18 protein-coding genes and 1 pseudogene are annotated in these 14,557 nt (G+C 69.2%); 17 read left to right on the top strand and 2 right to left on the bottom strand.

Features of this window, described 5'->3' with window-relative positions; genetic code table 11:
- Positions 1-192 (bottom strand): hypothetical protein, encoded by a 192-nt coding sequence (locus tag QC826_RS19645; RefSeq protein WP_279762068.1) that lies wholly within the window; start codon positions 190-192, stop codon positions 1-3.
- Between QC826_RS19645 and QC826_RS19640 the strand changes: the two genes are divergently transcribed.
- The 4 genes from QC826_RS19640 to QC826_RS19625 all read left to right on the top strand — a co-directional run bounded on the left by QC826_RS19640 (position 191) and on the right by QC826_RS19625 (position 3,137).
- Positions 191-2,122, top strand: a complete 1,932-nt coding sequence (locus QC826_RS19640; RefSeq protein WP_279762067.1) for a putative bifunctional diguanylate cyclase/phosphodiesterase — start codon at positions 191-193, stop codon at positions 2,120-2,122. The genes QC826_RS19645 and QC826_RS19640 overlap by 2 nt on opposite strands.
- A gap of 53 nt (positions 2,123-2,175) precedes the next feature.
- Positions 2,176-2,370, top strand: coding sequence for a hypothetical protein (locus QC826_RS19635; RefSeq protein WP_279762066.1), 195 nt, complete (start codon positions 2,176-2,178; stop codon positions 2,368-2,370).
- Between the two features lie 105 nt (positions 2,371-2,475).
- Positions 2,476-2,727 (top strand): type II toxin-antitoxin system Phd/YefM family antitoxin, encoded by a 252-nt coding sequence (locus tag QC826_RS19630; RefSeq protein WP_279762065.1) that lies wholly within the window; start codon positions 2,476-2,478, stop codon positions 2,725-2,727.
- Positions 2,724-3,137, top strand: coding sequence for a type II toxin-antitoxin system VapC family toxin (locus QC826_RS19625; RefSeq protein ID WP_279762064.1), 414 nt, complete (start codon positions 2,724-2,726; stop codon positions 3,135-3,137). Before QC826_RS19630 ends, QC826_RS19625 begins: the two co-directional genes overlap by 4 nt.
- Positions 3,138-3,229: 92 nt before the next feature.
- Here the strand turns inward: QC826_RS19625 and QC826_RS19620 are convergent, their stop codons facing one another.
- The gene (locus QC826_RS19620) at positions 3,230-3,910 is read right to left on the bottom strand and encodes an XRE family transcriptional regulator (RefSeq protein ID WP_279762063.1); all 681 of its coding nucleotides are present in this window, start codon (positions 3,908-3,910) and stop codon (positions 3,230-3,232) included.
- A gap of 167 nt (positions 3,911-4,077) precedes the next feature.
- Here QC826_RS19620 and QC826_RS19615 point away from each other — a divergent pair, with 167 nt between their 5' ends.
- The 13 genes and pseudogenes from QC826_RS19615 to QC826_RS19560 all read left to right on the top strand — a co-directional run bounded on the left by QC826_RS19615 (position 4,078) and on the right by QC826_RS19560 (position 14,498).
- Positions 4,078-4,779: a hypothetical protein gene (locus QC826_RS19615; protein ID WP_279762062.1), complete on the top strand. Its 702-nt coding sequence runs from the start codon at positions 4,078-4,080 to the stop codon at positions 4,777-4,779.
- A 224-nt stretch (positions 4,780-5,003) separates the two neighbouring features.
- Complete coding sequence (locus tag QC826_RS19610; RefSeq protein ID WP_279762061.1) at positions 5,004-5,537, top strand: hypothetical protein; 534 nt, start codon at positions 5,004-5,006, stop codon at positions 5,535-5,537.
- A gap of 9 nt (positions 5,538-5,546) precedes the next feature.
- Positions 5,547-6,143, top strand: a complete 597-nt coding sequence (locus tag QC826_RS19605) for a phage baseplate assembly protein V (RefSeq protein WP_279762060.1) — start codon at positions 5,547-5,549, stop codon at positions 6,141-6,143.
- Positions 6,144-6,331: 188 nt separating this feature from the next.
- Positions 6,332-6,526 carry a hypothetical protein gene (locus tag QC826_RS19600; RefSeq protein ID WP_279762059.1) on the top strand — a complete coding sequence of 65 codons (195 nt, stop codon included), beginning with the start codon at positions 6,332-6,334 and terminating at the stop codon, positions 6,524-6,526.
- A 17-nt stretch (positions 6,527-6,543) separates the two neighbouring features.
- The gene (locus QC826_RS19595) at positions 6,544-6,861 is read left to right on the top strand and encodes a GPW/gp25 family protein (RefSeq protein ID WP_409567672.1); all 318 of its coding nucleotides are present in this window, start codon (positions 6,544-6,546) and stop codon (positions 6,859-6,861) included.
- Positions 6,858-7,688, top strand: a complete 831-nt coding sequence (locus tag QC826_RS19590; RefSeq protein WP_279762057.1) for a baseplate J/gp47 family protein — start codon at positions 6,858-6,860, stop codon at positions 7,686-7,688. Before QC826_RS19595 ends, QC826_RS19590 begins: the two co-directional genes overlap by 4 nt.
- Positions 7,682-8,815, top strand: a complete 1,134-nt coding sequence (locus QC826_RS19585) for a phage tail protein (protein ID WP_279762056.1) — start codon at positions 7,682-7,684, stop codon at positions 8,813-8,815. The genes QC826_RS19590 and QC826_RS19585 overlap by 7 nt, the downstream gene beginning before the upstream one ends.
- Position 8,816: 1 nt before the next feature.
- Positions 8,817-9,302 carry a hypothetical protein gene (locus QC826_RS19580; RefSeq protein ID WP_093388388.1) on the top strand — a complete coding sequence of 162 codons (486 nt, stop codon included), beginning with the start codon at positions 8,817-8,819 and terminating at the stop codon, positions 9,300-9,302.
- Positions 9,303-9,316: 14 nt separating this feature from the next.
- Positions 9,317-10,678, top strand: a pseudogene (locus QC826_RS19575) (DUF4815 domain-containing protein); the annotation flags it as partial.
- A 34-nt stretch (positions 10,679-10,712) separates the two neighbouring features.
- Positions 10,713-11,291, top strand: coding sequence for a DUF4815 domain-containing protein (locus QC826_RS31720; RefSeq protein WP_409567893.1), 579 nt, complete (start codon positions 10,713-10,715; stop codon positions 11,289-11,291).
- Positions 11,292-11,304: 13 nt separating this feature from the next.
- A complete protein-coding gene (locus QC826_RS19570) occupies positions 11,305-12,507 on the top strand; it encodes a choice-of-anchor R domain-containing protein (protein ID WP_279762054.1) in 1,203 nt (400 codons plus the stop codon).
- A gap of 8 nt (positions 12,508-12,515) precedes the next feature.
- Positions 12,516-12,833 carry a hypothetical protein gene (locus QC826_RS19565; RefSeq protein WP_279762053.1) on the top strand — a complete coding sequence of 106 codons (318 nt, stop codon included), beginning with the start codon at positions 12,516-12,518 and terminating at the stop codon, positions 12,831-12,833.
- 6 nt (positions 12,834-12,839) lie between these two features.
- On the top strand, positions 12,840-14,498 hold the full coding sequence (locus QC826_RS19560) for a hypothetical protein (RefSeq protein ID WP_279762052.1): 1,659 nt from the start codon (positions 12,840-12,842) through the stop codon (positions 14,496-14,498).
- Positions 14,499-14,557: the final 59 nt, after the last annotated feature.

The following is a 14,557-nucleotide window of genomic DNA, read 5'->3' as shown; positions in this document are numbered from 1 at the left end:
TCAAGCGCCGCTGCGGCGCGGCGCCGGCGGCGCCGCCGTAACGCCGGCGGGCGCTGCCGCGACGACGCTGAAGCGGGCCGTGGCGTAGGAACGCCGCTCGGGCCCGCAGTCGCTCAGCTCGAGCACGAGGACGTGGGTGGTGCCGGCGACGCCGGGCGGCGGGGCCGGCGGCAAGTGGATTGTCGGTTTCATGGTGGCTTCCTCATGGCGGGTTCCGGTGGTGGCGTGGGTGGCGCGGGTGGCGGGGAGCGGACGGCCGCAGGGCGCCGTCGAACCATGCTACGCGGCCGCCGCCGCGCTCACCGTGTGGCAGCGCACAGAGGCCGGCGGCATGTGGCGCCGCCGCCGCGCGGCGCCGGGCTGCGTCTGTTGGCCCACAGAACGAAGCGGCAAACTGCCGCATTGTGTAGCGATGGCCGACTTCGGCTCCACCCAGGAGAACCATGATGCGCACACCAGCACAGCACAGCGGCGGCGCCGCGCAGCACCGACCGGCGGTCCGGGCGTGACGCATCGACGCCGCAGCCGCCGGCCGCCGGCCGTGCCTGGGCAGGCGGCCGAGTCGGCGCCGGCCGACGCCGCGCCGCCCTGGCGCGGCCGCGAACAGCTGCTGCTGGCGCGCGAGCGCCAGGTGCTCGAGCGCGAGCGCGCCGCCGACGCGCGCGCGCGCGGCGCCCGTCCGCTGCGCCGCCACGCCGCCCTGTCCGCCGCGCAGATCGCCATGCTGCAGCAGGCCAACGCCAACCTGGTGATCGCCTCGATGGAGGCGGTCACCCTGGCCGAGCAGGTGCAGCAGGCGCGCAACGCGCTGCTGCACCAGACCCACCACGACGCCCTGACCGGCCTGCCCAACCGGGTGCTGCTGCGCGACCGCCTGCGCCAGGCCATCGCGCTGGCCGGCCGCGGCCGGCGCCGGCTGGCCGTGATGTTCCTCGACCTGGACCGCTTCAAGACCATCAACGACTCGCTCGGCCACGGCGTCGGCGACCTGTTGCTGCAACAGGTGGCGCAGCGCCTGGTCGGCTGCGTGCGCCGCTCCGACACCGTCAGCCGGCAGGGCGGCGACGAGTTCGTGCTGATGTTCCCCGAGGTCGAGCAGGCCGACGACGCCGGCCTGTTCGCCCAGAAGATCCTGCTGGCGATGGCCGCCCCCCACTTGGTCGAGCACCACGCGCTGCATGTCGGCGTGAGCATCGGCATCGGCATTTATCCCGAAGACGGCGCCGACGCCGACAGCCTGATCCGCCACGCCGACACCGCCATGTACCACGCCAAGGAAAACGGCCGCAACACCTACTGCTTCTTCGAGCCGGCGATGAACACGCGCGCCGTGCTGCGCCAGTCGACAGAGGCCAGCCTGCGCCTGGCGCTGGCGCGCCAGGAGTTCGTGCTGCACTACCAGCCGAAGATCGACCTGGCCAGCGGCGTGGTGGTGGGCGTCGAGGCGCTGGTGCGCTGGCAGCATCCGCAGCGCGGCCTGCTGGCGCCGGCCGAGTTCGTCCCGATCGCCGAGGAGTGCGGCCTGATCCTGCCGCTCGGGCGCTGGGTGCTGCGCCAGGCCTGCCGGCAGGCGCAGGACTGGCAGCTGGCCGGCTGGCCGCCGATGACGATGGCGGTCAACACCTCGCCGCTCGAGTTCGGCGCCAGCGACTTCGTCGAGCACCTGCGCCGCACCCTGGCCGAGACCGGGCTGGCGCCGTCGCGCCTGGAGATCGAGCTCACCGAGGGCGTGCTGATGCGGGACGCCAGCGTTTCCGGCGGCGTGCTGCAGGCCGTCGCCGAGCTCGGCGTCAAGCTGGCCATCGACGACTTCGGCACCGGCTATTCCAGCCTGAGCTACCTGAGCCAGTTCCCCATCCACACGCTGAAGATCGACCAGTCCTTCGTCAGCCAGATCGGCTCCAGCGCGGCCGACGCCACCATCGTCAGCGCCGTCATCGGCATGGGCAAGAGCCTGCGCAAGCGGGTCATCGCCGAGGGCGTGGAGACGGCCGCGCAGTGCGCCTTCCTGCGCGACCACGACTGCGACGAGGGGCAGGGCTTCCTGTTCGGCCGGCCGATGACGGCCGACGCCATCGCCTTGCTGTTGCGGGCCGGCCCAAGACCGTGCGAATTATTGTAATCCGCACATTTTTGACGTAGAGTGAAAGGACACACCCACGGGAGGCGGCGGCAATGACAGACTCCACGACAGCGCCGGTTTGGCTCGGTGTTTTCCTGTTCCGCCTGCCCACCGCCGCGCGCCGCGCCGAAGCCCAGGCCTGGATCGAGGCCCATCCGGTCGACGTCGGCCACTTCAAGGCGCGCTTCCCGGAGGCCGAGTCGCTCACCGTGCTCGACGCGCCCGGCGCCGGCGCCAGCCCCGAGTAGGACGCGCCAGCCTCAATCCCCGCTTGGAAACGCTGTCGCCCGCTTGGCAGAACGCAGGACATCTGCTAAATTCTGACTAGACTAGTCTGTAATAGTGGGGGCGGAATGCAAACATGGCAGATGCAAGAGGCGAAGGCGCGGTTGTCCGAACTGGTGAAGCTCGCGCAGACGGAGGGGCCACAGGACATTACCCTACACGGGCGGTCGGTGGCGGTGGTGTTGTCGCGCGAGGCGTTCGAGCGCTTGTCGGGCAGCAAACAGTCTTTGGTGGAGTTCATGCGCCAGTCGCCCCTCTATGACCTGGAGGAGATCGAGTTCGAGCGCGACCGCAGTACGACCCGCGAGACCCCACTTTGAGCTATCTGCTCGACACCAACGTCCTGTCGGAGTTGCGCCGTAAGATGCCCAACAGTGTTGTCCTCGACTGGATGGCCCGGCGGCCGGCGGCCACCCTGTATTTGAGCGTGTTGACACTCGGTGAGCTACGCAAGGGCGTTGAAGGAGTGAACGATCCAATTCGTCGCGCGAACTTGCTTGACTGGTTGGAGAACGAGTTGCCGGCCTTTTTCGCCGGACGCATTCTTGCAGTCGACGCCCAGGTGGCAGATCGCTGGGGGCGCATGGTGGCGGCGGCGGGGCGTCCCGTGCCAGCCATTGACAGCTTGATCGGCGCAACCGCAGCACATTACGGTTTGAGCCTGGTAACGCGCAACGCGCGTGATTTCACGGACCTGGGGCTGGATGTGATCAACCCCTGGACTCCCTAGCGGACCATCCCTGAGTCTGTTCGCTGCCGGCCACACCTACCAGTGGCTACTGGCGTAGTTGCTAGGGCCTGAACAAGGCCGGCTAGCCCGCCTCAGATGCGGTCGCTTTCCTTGCGCACGATGCGGCCGATGATGATGCAGTCGTTGCCACGGCAGACCTTGCGGTGGTATTTGCGCTGGTCCGGGTTGTCCGAGGTCAGCCACCATTCGCCGGCGTCGCGCGACAGGCGTTTGACCACCGGCTCGCCCTCGTAGTTGACGGCGAACACGGCGCCGTCGACCGGCTTGGCGTCGGCGGTGTTGATGATCACCAGGTCGTCCTCATACAGCGACGGTTCCATGCTCTCGCCGCGCACCTTGATGCCGATCAGGCGCTCGGGGATGAAACCGTTGCGGTCGGCCCAGTTGCGCGGCACGCTGAACATGCTGCCGTCGTGCGTCTCCGGCTCGACGCTGAAGCCGCTGATGCCGGCCGACAGGCGCAGCTTGACCTTTTGGATCTGGTAGAAGCGGGCGTCGTCCTCCTGCGCCACCACCACCGGCAGGAAGGCGGACGGCGCCGTGGCGGGCTGGCCGGCCGTGGCGCGCGCGCGCGGTGCTATGCCCTCGTGCAGCCAGTCGAAGGCGACGTTGCAGGCGGTCGCCAGCTGCACCAGCGTGTGGGCCTCCGGGCCGCGCTTGCCGACCCCCTTGAGTATGCGGTTGATGGTCGGCTGCGGCACGCCGGAGGCGCGCGACAAGGCGCTCTGCGATTCGAAGCCGGCCTGTTTCATGGCCGCGTCCAGTCTGCTTGAAATATCCATAATGAATTATACATCCGCGTATAGTTATCGGTGAAATTCTATCCATTTGCGTATTGATCCTGTATTCATTCTCGTATATATTGTGTGAAATGGCAAGTTTTACAGTGGCAGGAACACAGCGAAAGGCGGGTAGGGACATGGGAAACATGAAAACGATGGCGATGGCGGCAACGGCGGCGGGAATCATCAAAGAACAGGAGTATCGGGACGCGATCTTCAGCAGCGCCGGGCAGGCGGTGCACGTGGCCTATATGATCATGGCGCAGGACGCGCAGCAGGACGCGCCGCTGCGCAAGGCGCTGATGCGCATCATGGAGTCGGCCGGCAGCCTGGCCGAGCCGCAGCGCGAGTGGCTCGAACAACTGCGCGGCAGCGCGTCGAAGCGGGTCAACTTCGCCGGGCTCGGCCCGCTGGAGGTGCGCGCCCAGTGCGCCTTGATCGTCCACGCCGTGGCGCACAAGCTGCCGCGCACCGAGATGTGGGCCTTGCAGGCGAAGTACGGCCACACCGACGTGGAGGACGCCGCCGGCGTGCGCCGCTACGCCTTCTCGGCCGAACGCATCGCCGCGATCAAGGGCTTGTCGGACTGGATGGCGCCGTCCTTCCCGGCCATCCAGCCGTTCGCGCTGGACTGCATGGTCGGCAAGCTGTACGCCAACCACAAGAGGATCGAGATCAGCTTCCGCGAGCTGGCCAAGTCCTTCGGCGGCAACCATATGACGTATGCGCGCGGCTTCGAGAAGATCAAGCAGCGCCTGCACGAGCTGGAGCTGGTGGCGCTGGACCGGCTGGAGCCGTATTTGCGCGAGCAGGGCGTGGTCGGGGAAATTTTTTTATAGTTTGTCGAAAATAGTGGTTGACAAGGTGTTACAGAGGGTATAAAGTTTAGTCATTCTCGCAGTAATAGCAACCGAAGCCCGCCTAAGCGGGCTTTGTCGTTTCTGCGGCAAACATAGGATTGCCCCCACGGCATTTCCCCACAACCCGCCCGGCCGCGCAGCCCGGCGGGTTTTTTTATGGCTGATGGCAACCCGGCAGCGCCCGGTTGCGGAGAGGACGCAAGATGAGCGACAAGCTTGAATCGATAGAACAACTGCACGAGGCGATCCGCGGCGGCCTGGCGGCGCGCCTGGCCGGCGTGCCGACGGTGCTGCACTACCCGCCGTCCGAGGCGGCGCTGGCGCTGCCGGCGCTGCTGGTCGAGCTGGCCGAGCTGCGCCCGGGGCGCGATCCTGGCACCGGCGAGACCGGCATGGTCGGCCGCTTCGTCGCCCGCCTGATCGTCGACGCGGCCGGCGCCAAGGCGGCGCTGGCGCTGCGCGAACTGGCGGCGCGGCTGGCGCTGGCGCTCAAGCACCAGAACTGGGGCCTGCCGGTCGGCATGGCGCAGTGGTTGCAGGCCGGCGCCGGCGCCGCGCCGGCCGCCGGCCGCCTGGAATGGCAGCTGGAGTGGAGCCACGAGTTCGAACTGGGCGCGCCGCTCTGGCCCTACCCGGACAGCACGAACACCCAGCTGATGCTGGGCCTGGACCCGGAAACGGGCATCGGCAAGAAGGCCCGCTACTGGCCGGCCGGCGATGTCCCCCCCAACCTATAGGAGGCGGCGATGGACTATCCGATAGTCGAGTTGGACCGCCGCCTGGCGGCGCTGATCCAGGCCGGCAGCATCGCCGAGGTCGACCACGCGGCGGCGCGCTGCCGCATCCGCGTCGGCCAGTGGACCTCCGCGCTGCTGCCCTGGCACACGCTGGCGGCGGGCCAGGTGCGCCACTGGCGCGCGCCGTCGCTGGGCGAGCAGGCGCTGCTCATCGCGCCGTCCGGCGAGCCGGCGGCCGGCTTCATCCTGCCCGGCTTCTACTCTGAACCGCACGGCCAGGCCGGCGAGCGGCGCGCCAAGGTGCTCAGCTGGCGCATGCCCGACGGCTGCCTGATCGAGTACGACTGGGAGGCCGGCGCGTTGCAGGTCAGCGGCAGCAAGAAGGTCAGCGTCAACAACGCCGAGACGGTCAGCATCGTCTCCGGCGGCCAGGTCACGCTGCAATGTCCGGCGCTGGTGGTGGACTGCGCCTCGACCACCTTCAAGGGCAAGGTGAGCGTGGAGGGCGGCGTCAGCGTCAAGGGCAACCTGGGCGTGGACGGCGATGTCGACGCGTCCGGCGCGGTGATGGACTCGGGCGGCAACAGTAACCACCACAAGCATTGATTGAGCCGAATCGTGTCGGCGGCCCGAGCAGCCGACCACGGGCGAAGTCCCGGCGGCGGAGCCCAGGGTCAGACCCTAGGGTCTGACCCTAAATTGCGCCGGCGGGTAATCCGCCGACACGCGCGACCAGTATTCCCCCCCCCCCCAACATGCCCGCCGACGCGGGCATTTTTTTTAAGGAGTCAACCATGGCAAGAGCCAGCAACAAGATCCCCGTCGTGTTCCGCGACACCGCCTTCCAGAGCCGCAGCATCTTCCTGCCGGACGGCACCCAGCACCGCGTCCACAACGGCCACCTGACGGCGGCCAGCGCCGGCCTGATCGCCCACCTCGACCAGCACCCGGAGTTCGAGCGGGCGCCGGTCGTGCGCGCGGCGGCATAGCCATGGCGCTCGTCGGCATGGATCGGCACACCGGCCAGCCGATCACTGGGAGCGCGCACCTGCTGCAAAGCGTGCGCGATATTTTGACCACGCCGCTGGGCAGCCGGCGCGAGCGGCCGGACTACGGCTCGACCCTGCCGCGCATGGTCGACCTGCCCGTCACGCCGGGTTGGAAGTCCTCGCTGCAGGCCGAGGTGGCGCGCGCCCTGGGGCGCTGGGAGCCGCGCCTGAAGCTGCGGGCGGTGGCGGTCGAGTCGGTGCTCGACGGCAGCGTGGCGCTGCGCCTGGGCGGCGACTACCTGGGCGAGGCGATGATATTGGAGGTGAAGACATGAGCACCATAGACCTGAGCCAGCTGGCGCCGCCGGACATGGTGGAGCCGCTCGACTTCGAGCAGATCTACCAGGACATGCTGGCGGCCTTCCGCGGCCAGATGGGCGAGGGCTGGAACGCCGCGCTCGAATCGGACCCGGTGGTCAAGCTGCTGCAACTGGCGGCCTACCGCGAGCTGCAGATCCGCGCCCGCATCAACGACGCGGCGCGCGCCAGCCTGCTGGCCTTCGCCGAGGGGGCCGACCTGGACCACGCCGCCGCCTTCTACAACGTGCGCCGCCTGGCCGAGGAGAGCGACGAGCGGCTGCGCCTGCGCACCCAGCTGCGCACCGCCGCGCTGGCCGGCAACGGCACGCCGGAGCAGTACCGCCTGGCGGCGCTGTCGGCCAGCCCGCTGGTGCACGACGCCGGCATGATGGCGGCGCCGCCGGGCAGCGTGGCGTTGGCGCTGTGGCCGCAGGACGGCGCCGACGGCGCGGCCGTATTGGCGGCGGTGCAGGCGGCCTTCGCGGCGGACGACGCCAAGCCGCTCGGCATCCCGCTGTCGATCGTGCTGGCGCAGGCCCGCCCGCTCGACGTCGCCGCCACCGTCTACCGCGAGGCCAGCGCGCCGCTCGACCTGGCGGCGCAGCTGCAGGCGGCGTTGCCGGCGCAGATCGCCGACTACGCCCGGCTGGGGCGCGACGTGTCCGGCTCCTGGCTGGCCGGCCGCCTGCACGTGGCCGGCGTCTCGCGCATCGAGCTGCACGGCGCCGGCATCACGGTGGCGCCGCACGAGTACGCGGTGGCCGGCAGCATCCGCATCGACGACGGCGGTGTCGCATGGTAGCGCCGGCCGATAGCGCCCGGCTGCTGCCGTCCAACGCCACGCCGCTGGAACGGGCGCTGGCGCGGGCGGCGCCGCGCGCCGCGCTCGACGCGCTGGCCGACGCGCCGGCCGGGCTGCGCCGGCCGCAGGCAAGTTGCGGCGCGCTGGCGCCGTGGCTGGCGGCCGAGTGGCAGCTGGCCGAGTTCGCCCCCTACTTCGACAGCACGGCGGCGTTGATCGAGGCCGGCCTGCCGTGGCTGCGCCAGCGCGGCACGGCGGCCTCGGTCAAGCGGGCCTTGTCCTGGCTGGGCTACCAGGCCACGCTGGAGGAGGAGGGGCCGTGGTTGCAGATCGACCCCGGCGACGCCTACGCCCAGCTGCGCGTCGACGCGGTGGCGCAGCTGGTGCGCGCCTCGCTGCCGGCCCACGCCCGGCTGTACCGCATGTACCACGGCTACGACCTGCGCCCGCTGCGGCTGGACGGCGGCCGCCTCGACGACGCCCTGCTCGACGACGACTCCGGCGTGCTGGTCGACGGCATCAAGCTGTCGTTCGCGGCGCGCCGCGGCGGCGTGGCGGACCTGCCCGGCGAGGTGCCCGGCCACGCCCGCACCGACACGCTGTGTGCCGTCGTGCCCTACGACGACCGCATGATGCTCGACACCTGGCTGCTCGACAGCGAGTTGATCGCCGACGGCCGCTTCATCATGGGCCAGCTGGTCACCGGCACCACGGCCGACACGGCGGCGGCGCCGGCCACGCTGACGGCGCACCGCACGATGGCGCTGTCGCAGCTGCTGCTGGACGGCGACGAGAGCGCGCTGGACGACATCAACGGCCAGCTCGGCGGCGGCATGACGGTGGTGGAGCGCCGCTTCGTGCTCGACGGCGAACGGCTCGACAGCCACGACCTGGGCCTGCGCCGCATCGTCATCGACCGCTTCGACATCGACGCGCGGGCGGCCCTGGCGCCGGCCCTGCAACTGCCGCTGGCCGGTTTCGACCGGCTGGCGCGCCACGCCCTCTTCAGCGGCACGGCCGGCGTTTATGAGACGCCGCTCAAAGCCGGCGGCTGGGGCGGCAACTGGAGTGCGCGCCGCTGGCGCGTCACGATTCCTTCGACCATCACTTTTCACAATGGAGCTTGATATGGCAGTTTTACAAGACGACGGCCGCGCGGCGCTGGCCGAGGCGGTGAAGTCCCGCCCGATCCACCTGGCCTGGGGCTCGGGCGACCCGGCCTGGGACAACGGCGGCACGGCGCCCGAGCCGAAGAACGCGGCCGCGCTGGTGGCCGAGGTGGGCCGCCGCGTCGCCACCGAGGCGCGCTTCGTCGCGCCGGACCCGGCCGGCGAGGTGTCGGTGGTCAGCGGCCGCTACACCTTCAGCGAGACGCCGACCAAGTGGCTGCTGGTGCGTTTCGTGTTCGACTTCCTCGACGCCCCGGCGGCCCAGCTGCGCGAGGTCGGCATCTTCCTCGGCACGGTGGTCAAGCCGGAGCTGCCGCCGGGCCAGCGCTACTTCGTCGCGGCCGACCTGCTCAGCCCCGGCAAGCTGTACGCGCTGGAGCGCTTCGACAAGACCACGCGCAGCCCCTCCATCCGCCAGACCTTCGAATACGTACTGCCTTTCTGAACGGGACCCTTATCATGATCGAACAGTATTACAACCGCTTCAACGCCGCCGACAACCACGAGCAGATCCTGTTCCGCGCCGACCGCGTGTTGCAGTCGGCCGAACTCAACGAGATCCAGTCGGCCGCCACGGCCCGCCTGCAGGGCGTCAGCGACGCCCTGTTCAAGGACGGCGACGTGATCCGCGACGCCCGCGTGCGCATCGACCCGGACAGCGGCGCGTCGAGCTGCGAGGCCGGCGCCATCTACATCCGTGGCGCCGTGCGCGGCCTGGCGGCGCGCGAGCTGAAGGTGGCCACCGTCGGCAGCGCCACCATCGGCGTCTACCTGAAGGACAGCGTGGTCACCGAGCTGGAGGCGCCCGGGCTGCGCAACCCGGCGGCCGGCACGCGCGGCCACCAGGAGCCCGGCGCGGCGCGCCAGAAGACGGTGGCCGTGTGGGGCGCGGCCGGCGACGGCCAGTCCGGCGAGTTCTACCCGGTCTACCTGATCGACGACGGCGTGCTGCGCGCCAAGGAGGCGCCGCCCAACCTGGACGGCGTGACCCAGGCCCTGGCCCGCTACGACCGCGACAGCTCGGGCGGCTCCTACGTGGTCGGCGGCCTGAAGGTGGCCGCCGCCGCCGACGTCAACGGCGCCCAGGTCTACACCGTCTCCGAGGGGCGCGCCCGCGTCAACGGCTTCGGCGTCAACCTGGCCACCGGCCGCCGCCTGGTCTATCCGGCCAAGCCGGACCTGCGCAACATCGAGCAGGAGCCGCACGTGTCGAGCGGGCCGGCGGCGCAGCGCCTCACCCTCGACCGCGTGCCGCTCGGTTCGCTGACCTCGGTCTACCTGACCCAGCAGAAGAGCGCGACGATGACGCGCGGCGGCTACACCGGCGGCGCCGACACGCTGCCCGACACGGCCATCGTGCAGATCGTCGCCGTCAATCAGGGCGGCACCATCAACGCCAACGGCGACGGCTTCGTCGGCGGCACCACCTATGTCGCCGGCAGCGGCGGCGGCGCCAGCTACAAGCTCAGCGCCGGCGCCGTCGACTGGGGCGGCAGCGGCGTCGAGCCGGCCACCAACAGCACCTACCAGGTGATCTACCAGTGCAACGTGGCGGTCACGCCGAGCGCCATCGACGACACCGGCTTCAGCGTCACCGGCGCCGTGGCCGGCACCCAGGTGCTGGTCAGCTACACGCAGAAGCTGCCGCGCATCGACCGCCTGTGCCTGGACGCCGACGGCGCCCTGGTGTGGATCAAGGGCGTGGCGGCCGACGCCAACCCGCGCGCGCCGGCCGTGCCGGAGGCGCTGCTGGCGCTGGCCAGCGTGCAGCAGGGCTGGCGCGCCTCGCGGGTGGTGCTCAACGACGGCGTGCGCGTGGTGCCGATGCACGAACCTGGCCAACATCAACACGCGGATGGACTTCCTGGCCACCCTGATCGCCCAGCAGACCTTGAAGAGCGACGCGGCCAACCGCGACACGGCGCTGAAGAAGGGCATCTTCGTCGACCCCTTCCTCAACGACGACGTGCGCGACCAAGGCGTGAAGCAAAGCGCCGCCATCGTCGGCGGCAAGCTGACCCTGCCGGTGGCGGCCACGCCGAACGCGCCGGGCGGCGACGTGGCGGCGCCGGCCTCGCTGAAGTTCACCTTGGCGACCGTGTTGTCGCAGCCGATGCGCACCACCACCATGAAGGTCAACCCCTACGCCGCCTTCGACGGTCTGCCGGCGACGGTGGTGCTGACCCCGGCCATCGACCGCTGGACCGACGTCGACACCACCTGGAGCAGCCCGCTGACCACCCGCATCGTCACCGGCAGCGGCGTGCTGACCCAGACCAGCAGCAGCACCGTCAACAACCTGCTGTCGACCTCGTCGCAGGTGCAGGAGAAGCTGCGGCAGATCCCGGTGCTGTTCTCGATCTCCGGCTTCGGCCCCAACGAGGCGCTCGACAGCGTCAGCTTCGACGGCATCGTCGTCACCCCAACCGCTTAACAGGAGCCACAACATGACTATTCAAGCCAACGCCCAGGGCGTGCTCTCCGGGCGCTTCCAGATCCCCGCCAACGTGCCGGCCGGCGCCAAGAACGTCGAGTTCATCGGCGCCGGCGGCACGCGCGGCGCCGCCACCTTCAGCGGCCAGGGCCTGCGCGTGACCGAGGTGCGCCAGATGGTCACGCGCATCACCACCAATTTCTACGATCCGCTGGCGCAGACCTTCACGCTGCCGCAGGCCACGGCGCTGGGCGGCGTCAAGCTGTGGTTCACCGTCAAGGGCGCCGCGCCGGTGCTGCTGCAGATCCGCGGCGTCGCCGCCGGCGTGCCCAACCGCACCATCTACGCCGAGGCGCGGCTCGATGCCGCCGCCATCAAGACGGTCGGCCCGACCCAGTTCGTGTTCGCCGCGCCGGCCTGGCTCGACGCCAACACCGAGTACGCGCTGGTGGTGATGACCAACGACGACAAGACCCAGCTGGCCGTCGCCGAGGTCGGCATGTGGGACGACAACGCGCAGCGCCGCGTCACCGCCCAGCCCTACCAGGTGGGCGTGCTGCTGTCCTCGTCGAACGCCTCGACCTGGACGCCGCACCAGGACCGTGACATGAGCTTCGAGCTGCAAAAGGCGGTGTTCTCCGAGACCAGCAGCACGGTCAACCTGGGCAACGTCAGCGTCAGCAACGCCACCGACCTGCTGCTGTTGGCGCTAGCCGAGGCGCCGACCTTCGAGTCGCGCGTCGAGTACACGCTGGCGCTGCCGGGCGGCGCCAAGATCAACGTCGCCGAGGGCCAGCCGGTGCGGCTGGGCGTGCCGGTGACGGGCGAGATCAACGTCAGCGCCAAGTTGAGCGGCACGGCGGCGGTGTCGCCGGTGCTGCACCCGGGCACCCAGCTGGTGGCCGGCACGGTGCAGGCCAGCGCCGACTACGTGTCGGTGGCCTTCCCGGCCGGCGCCAACAGCCGCGTGCGCGTCATCGTCGACGCGGCGCTGCCGTCCGGCGCCAAGCTGGTGGTGATCCTGCCGGGCGCCGGCGCCGACGGCAAGGACGTCGAGGTGCCGTTCCTGTCGTCGCGCCCGCTGACGCTGGACAAGCAGGAGCTGACCTACGAGCTGGCCGGCGTCAACAAGGACAGCGTCAAGGTCAAGCTGGTGTTGTCGGGCACCTCGTCGGCGCGGCCGGAGGTGGAGAACCTGCGCGCCATGGCGCTGTAGGGCGCGCCATGATCAACCAGAGCACCCCCCACCTGCAGCTGCCGCTGCCGCACCCGGACAACCAGCTCGACGACGACGTGGCCCGGCTGCGCGCCGCGTTGACGGCGCTCGACGGCGCCGTCTACACGCTGCGCGGCCTGGTCGCCAGCGACGACGTCAACCTCGACACGGTGCAGGAGATCGTCACTGTGCTCAAGAGCGCCCAGGGCGACATCGGCAACGTCACGGCGCTGCTGGCGACCAAGGTCGGCAAAGACGAGTTCGCGGCCTACAAGGCGCAATTATCCACACTTACCGCGTTGATCTACGCGGGCCTACTGGGATGAGCATGTATGCCAAATAACACACTGACCGAATTCAGGAACAACTTCCTGAGGCAGGCCGAACAAAAAATGAAGGAGGCCGATCTGGACTCCGCCGACAACACCAGCCTGATCACGTTGGCGGCGCTGCTGAAGAGCTACGACGTGGTCAACCGTTTCGACTCCATCGTGCCGGACGCGGTGGCGCCGCTGGAGCTGATGAACGGCGCCATGCTGGATGTCTACCTGTCCGACATCAGCAACGGCCAGAGCTTCAACTTGGTGCTCAATTCGGCTGAGGCCATGGCGGCGATCGTGCGCAGCCCGTCGGCGATGGCGGCCATCGCCGGCAGCGCGCGGGCGATGAGCGCGGTGGTCGGCCATCCCATCGCCTACAACGCGATCATCGCCAGTCCGGTGGCGATAGCGGCGGTTGTTGTGAGCCAGATCGCCATGACAGCAATAGCCGCTAGTCAAACGGTGATTTCCGCAGCGCTTGTTAGCCAAGTCGCGCTGCCGGAGGTCATGGCTAGCCAAGTCGCGATGGCGGCGGTGGCCGCCAGCCAAACCGCGATGGCGGCGGCCATTGCGGCTCCGGTGGCGTTGGCTGTGCTGGTGGCTAGCCCGACGGCGGTGGGCGCGGTGACCGCCAACCCAACGGCGATGGCAGTGCTCGTGGCCAGCGCAATTGCGATGGCGGCCGTCACGGCGAATCAATCGGCAGTGACGGTAGTGCTGGCCACACCGATGGCATTGGCTGCGGTGGTCGCTAGTACAACCGCGATGACGGTGCTGGCGGCGAATCCGGCCGCAATGGCGGCGGTAATCGCCGCACCAGCGGCGTCGAGGGCGGTTGTCGCCAGCCAGACTGCAATGACGGCAATTGCGTCAAACCAGGCAGCAGTGGCAGCGGTATTGGCGGTACCGGCGCTGTTGGCGGCGGTGTTGGCTACCCCACCGGCCTTGACAGTGTTTCTTGCCAGCCTCACGGCGATGACGGTGCTGGCCGCCAACCAGACTGCATTGGCAACAGTGTTGGCGACGCCGGCGGCGTTGACGGCAATTGTGGCCAGCATCACTGCGATGACGGCGATGGTTGCCAATCAAGCCGCATTGACGGTGCTGTTGGCCACGCCGTCGCTCGTGACGGCGGTGGTGGCGAGCTCAAGCGCAATGTCGGTGATGTCGGCCAACCAGGTCGCCATAACGGCGCTGCTGGCTTTCCCGGCCGCATTCACCGCTGCCTTGGCTAGCCCAACGGCGATTGCGTCAATGGCGGCGAGCTCTGTTGCGATGGCGGCTTGCGCGGCGAACTCGGCGGTGATGACTGCCTTCAATGCGTCTGATGCCGTGATGGCCGCGCTTTACGCTTCGCCTTTGATCAAGAAGAGTGTTTGGGGACCGGTTTCCATTTGGCCGACTTCAACCAACGTGCAGACCGGTCCATGTCTGTTTGTCCGTTTGACGACAACGGCCGCGAGCACGAGTGGATGGGGAGAAGGTTCAGCAACTAACGAATGGTTGGCTTTTGACGGAACCAATGTCGGCTTCGCCACCCGTAGTGCTTTCCCGTATAACCACACGGCACTCACTTCGCCGGTGCGACTTCCGATGCGCAAGTTGCAAACCAGTCTGCTGATTCGCGTACATACGGCAGTTGAGGTCGCCGTCATCCCACTGGCTATGTAAGCGCGGGCCGGATCGCGCGACCGCATTGAGCCAATAATCCGGGCCGGCCTCCACAACAC

Origin of the sequence: Rugamonas sp. DEMB1, from assembly GCF_029834475.1 — a bacterium.
Lineage (GTDB): Bacteria > Pseudomonadota > Gammaproteobacteria > Burkholderiales > Burkholderiaceae_D > Rugamonas > Rugamonas rubra.
The sequence above is the reverse complement of the archived record's forward strand: the minus strand, read 5'-3'. Positions and strand labels throughout refer to the sequence as shown.

Excerpts from the sequence above, each read along its gene's own strand:
- QC826_RS19640 (WP_279762067.1), top strand. The coding sequence starts at position 191 with ATGGTGGCTTCCTCATGGCGGGTTCCGGTGGTGGCGTGGGTGGCGCGG.
- QC826_RS19645 (WP_279762068.1), bottom strand. The coding sequence starts at position 192 with ATGAAACCGACAATCCACTTGCCGCCGGCCCCGCCGCCCGGCGTCGCC.
- QC826_RS19635 (WP_279762066.1), top strand. The coding sequence starts at position 2,176 with ATGACAGACTCCACGACAGCGCCGGTTTGGCTCGGTGTTTTCCTGTTC.
- QC826_RS19630 (WP_279762065.1), top strand. The coding sequence starts at position 2,476 with ATGCAAACATGGCAGATGCAAGAGGCGAAGGCGCGGTTGTCCGAACTG.
- QC826_RS19620 (WP_279762063.1), bottom strand. The coding sequence starts at position 3,910 with ATGAAACAGGCCGGCTTCGAATCGCAGAGCGCCTTGTCGCGCGCCTCC.
- QC826_RS19615 (WP_279762062.1), top strand. The coding sequence starts at position 4,078 with ATGGGAAACATGAAAACGATGGCGATGGCGGCAACGGCGGCGGGAATC.
- QC826_RS19610 (WP_279762061.1), top strand. The coding sequence starts at position 5,004 with ATGAGCGACAAGCTTGAATCGATAGAACAACTGCACGAGGCGATCCGC.
- QC826_RS19605 (WP_279762060.1), top strand. The coding sequence starts at position 5,547 with ATGGACTATCCGATAGTCGAGTTGGACCGCCGCCTGGCGGCGCTGATC.
- QC826_RS19600 (WP_279762059.1), top strand. The coding sequence starts at position 6,332 with ATGGCAAGAGCCAGCAACAAGATCCCCGTCGTGTTCCGCGACACCGCC.
- QC826_RS19595 (WP_409567672.1), top strand. The coding sequence starts at position 6,544 with ATGGATCGGCACACCGGCCAGCCGATCACTGGGAGCGCGCACCTGCTG.
- QC826_RS19590 (WP_279762057.1), top strand. The coding sequence starts at position 6,858 with ATGAGCACCATAGACCTGAGCCAGCTGGCGCCGCCGGACATGGTGGAG.
- QC826_RS19585 (WP_279762056.1), top strand. The coding sequence starts at position 7,682 with ATGGTAGCGCCGGCCGATAGCGCCCGGCTGCTGCCGTCCAACGCCACG.
- QC826_RS19580 (WP_093388388.1), top strand. The coding sequence starts at position 8,817 with ATGGCAGTTTTACAAGACGACGGCCGCGCGGCGCTGGCCGAGGCGGTG.
- QC826_RS31720 (WP_409567893.1), top strand. The coding sequence starts at position 10,713 with ATGGACTTCCTGGCCACCCTGATCGCCCAGCAGACCTTGAAGAGCGAC.
- QC826_RS19570 (WP_279762054.1), top strand. The coding sequence starts at position 11,305 with ATGACTATTCAAGCCAACGCCCAGGGCGTGCTCTCCGGGCGCTTCCAG.
- QC826_RS19565 (WP_279762053.1), top strand. The coding sequence starts at position 12,516 with ATGATCAACCAGAGCACCCCCCACCTGCAGCTGCCGCTGCCGCACCCG.
- QC826_RS19560 (WP_279762052.1), top strand. The coding sequence starts at position 12,840 with ATGCCAAATAACACACTGACCGAATTCAGGAACAACTTCCTGAGGCAG.